This window comes from Micromonospora sp. M51 (assembly GCF_018070305.1).
Lineage (GTDB): Bacteria > Actinomycetota > Actinomycetes > Mycobacteriales > Micromonosporaceae > Micromonospora > Micromonospora parva.
Genome location: NZ_JAGPXZ010000337.1, coordinates 1 through 6,353, shown reverse-complemented (window position 1 = coordinate 6,353; position 6,353 = coordinate 1). Strand labels below are relative to the sequence as shown.

Here is a 6,353-nt window from a genome sequence, read left to right as displayed (position 1 = left end):
GAAGAGCATCGCGCTGAACACCAGCACCGCGATGGCCCGCAGCACCGGTGTGCCGAACACGATGCCGAACCCCTGGCGGGTCTCGCGCAGCAGGTGACTGCGGTGCGCCGGGTTCATCACCGCCGGGCGGTCGCGCACGCCCAGGCGTACCAGCAGCGCCGAGAGGCCGAACGTGGCCGCGTTGAACAGCAGCGCCACCTCCGGGGTGATCGCGGCGAGAGCGGCGCCGAAGGCGTACCCCACCACCTGGGCGGCCTGCCCGACGCTGCTGTTCAGCGACAGACCCAGCACCAGTCGGTCCCCGGTGAGCAACTGCGGGATCAGCGCGGACTTCGCCGCCTGGCTCGGTGGGTTGGCCAAGGTGGCGGCGAAGATGAGCACCAGCACCGCCTGGTACGGCAGGCTCGGAATGGCGATGAGCAGCATCAGCGCCATCCGGATGAGGTCGCATGCCACCATCACCCGCCGGTACGGGTACCGCTCCGCGAGTGCGGCGAGCACCGGACCACCGAGCAGCCAGGGCAGGAAGCTGACGGCGAAGGCGGCCGCGGAGAGCGCGACGGACCGGGTCTGCTGGAAGACGAGCAGGGTGACGGCGGCCTTCGCTACATAGTCGCCGACCCAGGAGAGCGCGCTGGCCACGAACACAGCCCGGAACTCGCGCTGGGAGAACACTTCGCGAAATGTGGCCGGGCCTTCCGCGGAAGGTCGCTCGTTAGGCACCGTCGCCTCCATCGGCCCCGGCTTGGCCGCTCGTGGCAGCACGGCCGGAAGCTCTCGTCAGATCTACGGATCAGCGAGGATGTGATCACGCTTTGGTGGGAACGCGTGTTCCGGATTCTGCCCGATCGTCTGACAACTAGCTAGGTCGAACGGGTCGTTCGTCGCCTCCCCGACTGAACGAACGGACGATACCCGAGGGGCCGGCCGGCTCGCGACCCCTGAATCGCAGGACGATGTCGCCGGGTCAGGTGGCGCCGCCCTGACCAGTCTCACCGTCGGACAGCGGGCGGGTCGAGAGACCGGGATAGATGCGGGCCGCCGCGATCTGCGCGGTGATCCCCGAGTTCTCCAGGGCCTCCGCGAGCCGCCGACGCAACTCCCGACCCACAGCGAACTGCCCGTCCGCGGTCGTCTTCACCACTGTGCGGATCACCGCGCCGTCCACCGTCACCTGTTCGACCCCCAGCACCTCGGGTGCCTCCACGATCTCCGGCGACAGCTCCGGGTCCATCGCGACCGAGGCGGCAGCGGTCCGCAGCACCGCGGTGGCCTCCTCGGTGCTGTTGAAGCCGATCGGCAGGTCCACCACCACGAGGGCCCAGCCCTGGCTCTTGTTGCCCACCCGGATGATCTCGCCGTTGCGGATGTACCAGAGCACGCCCCGGCCGTCGCGCACCGTGGTGACCCGCAGGCCGACCGACTCGACCACACCCATCGCCTCGCCCAGGTCGACGTTGTCGCCCACGCCGTACTGGTCCTCGATCAGCATGAAGAGGCCGGCTATCAGGTCATTCACCAGACTCTGCGCACCGACGCCCAGCGCGACGCCGGCGATCCCCGCGCTGGCCAGCAGCGGAGCCAGGTCGAAGCTGAACTCGCGAAGGATCATCAGCAGCGCGATGCCGAAGACGAACGCGGTGGTCAGGCTGCGCAGCACCGACCCGATCGCCTCGGCCCGCTGCCGTCGTCGCTCGGGGACGAACTCGGCCGGGTCGGCCGCGGCGGTGGGCACCCGCTCGCGCAGCGGCCGCAGCATCGTCGGCACCGCGCCGTCGGTGGTCGTCCGCACCAACCGGTTGATCGTCCGGTGCAGCGCCCACCGGGCCACCATCGCCAGCGCCAGGATCAGCAGCACCCGAAGCGGTTTGAGCAGGATCCAGTAGCTGCCCTCGGCGAACCAGCCGGACCCGGTGATCCGGTAGATCCACTCGCAGGAGGTGCTGCCCTGGCAGCTCACCGAGACGGCGTCGGACAGGGCTAGGGGCGTCACGCTGGCGGCACTCACCCTGTCTTCGTACCGTAAGGAGACCGGGCGTCCGCCGCCGACCCACCGGCCGGTGATTCCACCGGCAGGCTTGCCTGCCGGTCGTTGCTCACCCTCTCGCGGGCAACTCGGCGCGCAGCCGTTCGTACTCGGCGTGACTGCCGATCGCCGCCCGGTGTTCGGGGTGCGCGACGTAGTGCCCGATGGCAGAGGCGAGGAATCCCGGATCGACGACGTCCGTCCGCAACGCCCGCCGGCTGCGCGGGATGCCGCGCCCCCGAACCAGTTCGGGTGCCGTGATCCGCATCGGGAGCCACGGACGACTGTCGGTCGCCGGGGGAACCTGCGGCGCCAGCATTGCCTCCCACGGCACGGTGAGCGAGCCCAGCGGCCAGGTCTGCCGTACCCCGGACGGATGCAGGCGTACCCCGTGACCCCGCCACGCCCGCGTGATCACCAACGCGGCCAGGAGCAACCAGAGAAGATTGAAAACCAGGTCGAACGTCGACAGAGTGCCCTCGCTGGTCGAGCGGATCAGCGCGCCGAGGCAGAGCGACGCGGGCCCGAGGTAGCCCAGGGCGAAGAACACCATCCAGGCCGGACCAGGGGTGGCGAAGGCGGGAACCTGCGGCCGCACCACGAAGTAGGCCGGACGGACCCCCATGAGGAACACCGACAGGACCAGCGCCGCCAGGGACAGCAACAGCAGGACGCGGGTCCCCACGGTGGAACCCGGGGCGGCGGCGTTCACGCAGGCAAGGACAAGCCCGAGCGCCAGGACGACGTGCCGGTGGCGCACGGTGGCGGCGGAAAGTCTGTCGATCATGCCCGTGACCATAGGTGTCGATGGCCACTGCCGCAGCTACCCGACCCGGCAGGGGTGATCCGCTTACCAGAAGAGAGATTAGTACGTGCAATCCGGGGTCCGATCAGGGACTATTGGCGCAACGGACGTCGGTGATCGGCCCGGCGTCGACCGTGTGGGCCGTTGTGCCCGGCCCCGGTCGACGGCGGTCCCCAGCAGCCGCTGAACCGGGAGGGTGAGCGCGATGCCTGACATACGACCCACGGTGGGCTCCGGCGCGTTGGTCCTCAACGCCACCTACGAGCCGCTGTGTGTCGTGTCGGTGCGTCGTGCCGCGATCCTCGTCCTCTCCGCCAAGGCGGTCTGCGTCGCCGATGGTGACGGCATCCTGCACAGCGCCCGGGACGCGCTCCCGGTGCCGTCGGTGGTCCGGCTGACGCGCTTCGTCCGGGTGCCGTACCGAACGCATGTCGGGCTGTCCCGGCGGGCGATCTTCGCCCGGGACGGGTGGCGGTGCGCCTACTGCCGGGGCCCGGCCGAGACCATCGACCACGTCTTCCCGCGCAGCCGGGGCGGCCGGCACGCCTGGGAGAACGTCGTCGCCGCGTGCGCCAGGTGCAACCACACCAAGGGCGACAAGACCCCGGCCGAGATGGGGTGGCGGTTACACGCGTTGCCGGCCGCCCCGAAGGGCACCGCCTGGCGGGTCCTCGGGCACCGCGCCCCCGACCCCCGCTGGGCCGACTGGTTGGACCTGCGGGAGCCCGAGGCCGCCGCCTGACGTCGAGGGGCGTGGTCAGGCTCCGGACTGCGGGTGGGGTGCTCGGCGGGTCGCGCGTTCGTGGCGGTCGACAGCCCGGCGGTGCGCGACCGCGAGCAGCCGGTCGACCTCGGGCAGCAGGTGCGGGCCGGGCATGACGACGCTGGCGAACCCGTACAGGGCGTAGCCCGGGTGCGGCGCGAGGGTGTCCAGCCGGGCGAAGTCGAACTCGTGCCGGTGCTCCTCGAACTCCTTGGGCGGGAAGCCGAACAGCCGCTCGAACTCGGCCCGGCCGAGGTCCAGGTTGAGGCGGAAGACGCCGGGGCGGTCGAGCTGTGCGGCCTCGTCGAAGCCGGGCACGTCGTGCTCGACGATGGTGGCGAACGGCTGGCGGCGGTCCGGGCCCACGTGGAAGAACCGGTCGCCCCACGCCGCCTCGGGTGATCCGTTCTCCTCGCTCGCCACCACCTGCTCGACGTCGGGCAGTGCGAGGATCCGATCGGCGAGCACCGCCGCGTCGACACCGGTCGGGATGTGCAGGACCAGGTCGGCGTGGTCGATCGTGGCCTGATCCAGCGGGAAGTAGCGGTAGTCGTGCGTCCGCCGCTCGGCCGGCGCGATGTCGGCCGCCGGCAGGTACCGGGGCAGGCCGGCCTGCTGCTGGAGTCTGCCCTCGTAGGTCGAGGCGGCGGGCGCTCCGATGCCGAGCGCCGGGCTCGCGCCGAGGCTGCCGGCGATCACCGCGTACCGGTCACCCAGCAGCGCCGCGACGATCGCACCGGCGCCGGCCCAGGTCAGCTGCCTGTCGGCGAGCATCATCGTGCTCTGGTGGCGTTGCAGGTGCGCGTTGTGCGCGAAGACCACCGTGGGTCCGCGATGGGCCTCGACGGCCCGGATCGCGAGCAGGTTCTCGGCCATGAGCGCGTCCCGGACCGCGGCCAGGCGGTTGAAACGTTCCTCCTGCGCCACCGGGGTGGCGGCTGCGGCGTGGTAGCGCAGCAACTCCACTGCGGCCGTGGCGTGCACGAACGCCGCCGACCAGCCCTCGGACCTGCCCGGTGCCCGCAGGTACAGCTCGGTCAGCAGGTCGTCGGCGATCACCCGCAGACGCTGCGCGTCCGCCGAACGCCCGACCGACCGGCCCGGCTCCCAGATCGCGGCCGGGTCACTCCACCGCGCCTCGTCCCCGATCAGGTCGTCGATCTCGGCGGACCGGTCCACGCCGAGGAAGTGGCAGACCTGGCGGAGGTGGTGGCGTGGGCTCGGCGCGCTGTCCAGCTCGACCGGGGCGTCGAAGCCGTGGAACGTCAATCGCTCCGCGTCCGGCCGTCCGGCGTTCCACTCCCGCATCCGCAGCAGCAGGTCGCGGTTGGCCGGGTACGCGCCGAACCCGTGGCTGAACCCTTCGGCGAGCGCACGGTCGAGCGTCACGTCGGCGACGCCCCGCACGAACTCGTCGGCGATCAGCCCGGCCGCCCGGTCGCTCTCCAGGGCGATCGAGCGGTAGCCGTGCTCTGCCAGCGACAGGAAGGCCTCGTTGCGCAGCTGCAGGAAGGCGGATTCACCGTGCGTCGGTTCACCGAGCGCGAGAAGGTCCGGGGATGCCGCCAGCAGGTCGAGAAAAGATGCCATTGCATGAACCGTATCGTTGAACCAGCGTTTGAGACCTACGAGCGGCGGAGCGCGGTGGCAGCCACAAAACCCTCAAACCCTGGTGTACGCCGACCGGTGGATCTCGCGCGTGCGCACGGCCTCTCCGCGCAGGCCGTGCGCAACTACGAACGCGACGGCGTCCTGCCGCCGGCCCAGCGCACCCCGAACGGCTACCGTCGCTTCACCGAGCTGCACGCCAAGGCCCTGAGCGCCTACCTCGCGTTGATCGTGGGCCACGGCTATCCGGCCAGCGGCGAGATCATGCGGGCCGTCAACCGGGGTGAGATCGACACGGCGCTGCGCGTCGTCGACCAGGGTCATGCCCTGCTCCAGCGCGATCGGGAAACCCTGGACGCGGTCGAGGCGGCGGTGGCGACGCTCACCGGGGCGCCGCCGCAGCCGCAGAGTCGCAGAGCCGTGCCAATCAGCGTGCTGGCCCACCGGCTCGGTGTACGACCGGCCACGCTACGCAAGTGGGAGCGGGCCGGGATTCTGCGGCCGGTGCGTGACCCGGCGACCGGCTACCGCGTCTACTCGGCTGACGACGTCCGCGACGCCGAACTGGCCCACCTGCTGCGCCGGGGCGGGTACCGGCTCGACCACATCGCCGACGTGCTGCGTCGGGTGCACGACGCGGGCGGCGCGGAACCGCTCGCCGCGTCGCTGGGCCAGTGGCGGCAGCGACTCACCGAGCGGGGCCGGGCCATGCTCACCGCTGCCGCCCGGCTCGCCGACTACCTCGACGCTGCTCAGCCGCCGGAACGCGCCTTGACCAGCGAGGCGAAGACCACCACGTTGTCCGCGTAGCCGGTCTCGCCGCCGACCCACTGCCCGCCACAGGTGATCAGTCGCAGGCTCGGGCGGCTGAAGTCCCCGTACACCTCGTCCACCGGCAGCCGGCCCTTGTCGAACTTCTCCACCGAGTTGACCTCGAAGACCGCCACCCGCTGATCGGTGCGGGTGACCTCGATCTCGTCACCGGAGCGCAGCTCGCGGAGTTTGTGGAAGACCGCCGGGCCGCTGGTGGTGTCGACGTGCCCGACGATCACGGCGGGACCGTACTGGCCCGGGGTGGGTCCCTGGTCGTACCACCCGGCCTCCTGGGCGCGGCCCGCGTCCGGCACGGCGAGCGTGCCGGCCGGGGCGGT

Annotated in this window: 7 protein-coding genes; 2 read left to right on the top strand and 5 right to left on the bottom strand. The window is 71.4% G+C overall.

Features of this window, described 5'->3' with window-relative positions; translation table 11 throughout:
* The 3 genes from KBX53_RS18555 to KBX53_RS18545 all read right to left on the bottom strand — a co-directional run.
* A partial coding sequence (locus tag KBX53_RS18555) for an MFS transporter (RefSeq protein ID WP_210860635.1) occupies positions 1-735 on the bottom strand: 735 nt, incomplete at its 3' end.
* A gap of 232 nt (positions 736-967) precedes the next feature.
* Complete coding sequence (locus KBX53_RS18550) at positions 968-1,978, bottom strand: mechanosensitive ion channel family protein (RefSeq protein ID WP_247675837.1); 1,011 nt, start codon at positions 1,976-1,978, stop codon at positions 968-970.
* A gap of 118 nt (positions 1,979-2,096) precedes the next feature.
* Positions 2,097-2,813, bottom strand: coding sequence for a hypothetical protein (locus KBX53_RS18545; RefSeq protein WP_210860633.1), 717 nt, complete (start codon positions 2,811-2,813; stop codon positions 2,097-2,099).
* A 223-nt stretch (positions 2,814-3,036) separates the two neighbouring features.
* Between KBX53_RS18545 and KBX53_RS18540 the strand changes: the two genes are divergently transcribed.
* Positions 3,037-3,573: an HNH endonuclease gene (locus KBX53_RS18540; protein ID WP_030333470.1), complete on the top strand. Its 537-nt coding sequence runs from the start codon at positions 3,037-3,039 to the stop codon at positions 3,571-3,573.
* A 15-nt stretch (positions 3,574-3,588) separates the two neighbouring features.
* On the opposite strand, the gene KBX53_RS18535 is transcribed toward KBX53_RS18540, so the two are convergent.
* Complete coding sequence (locus KBX53_RS18535; RefSeq protein WP_210860632.1) at positions 3,589-5,184, bottom strand: DUF6194 family protein; 1,596 nt, start codon at positions 5,182-5,184, stop codon at positions 3,589-3,591.
* A 54-nt stretch (positions 5,185-5,238) separates the two neighbouring features.
* Here KBX53_RS18535 and KBX53_RS18530 point away from each other — a divergent pair, with 54 nt between their 5' ends.
* Positions 5,239-6,012 carry a MerR family transcriptional regulator gene (locus KBX53_RS18530; protein ID WP_309140804.1) on the top strand — a complete coding sequence of 258 codons (774 nt, stop codon included), beginning with the start codon at positions 5,239-5,241 and terminating at the stop codon, positions 6,010-6,012.
* On the opposite strand, the gene KBX53_RS18525 is transcribed toward KBX53_RS18530, so the two are convergent.
* The coding region (locus KBX53_RS18525; protein ID WP_210860630.1) for a class F sortase at positions 5,955-6,353 on the bottom strand (399 nt) is incomplete at its 5' end. The two genes, KBX53_RS18530 and KBX53_RS18525, sit on opposite strands and share 58 nt — an antisense overlap.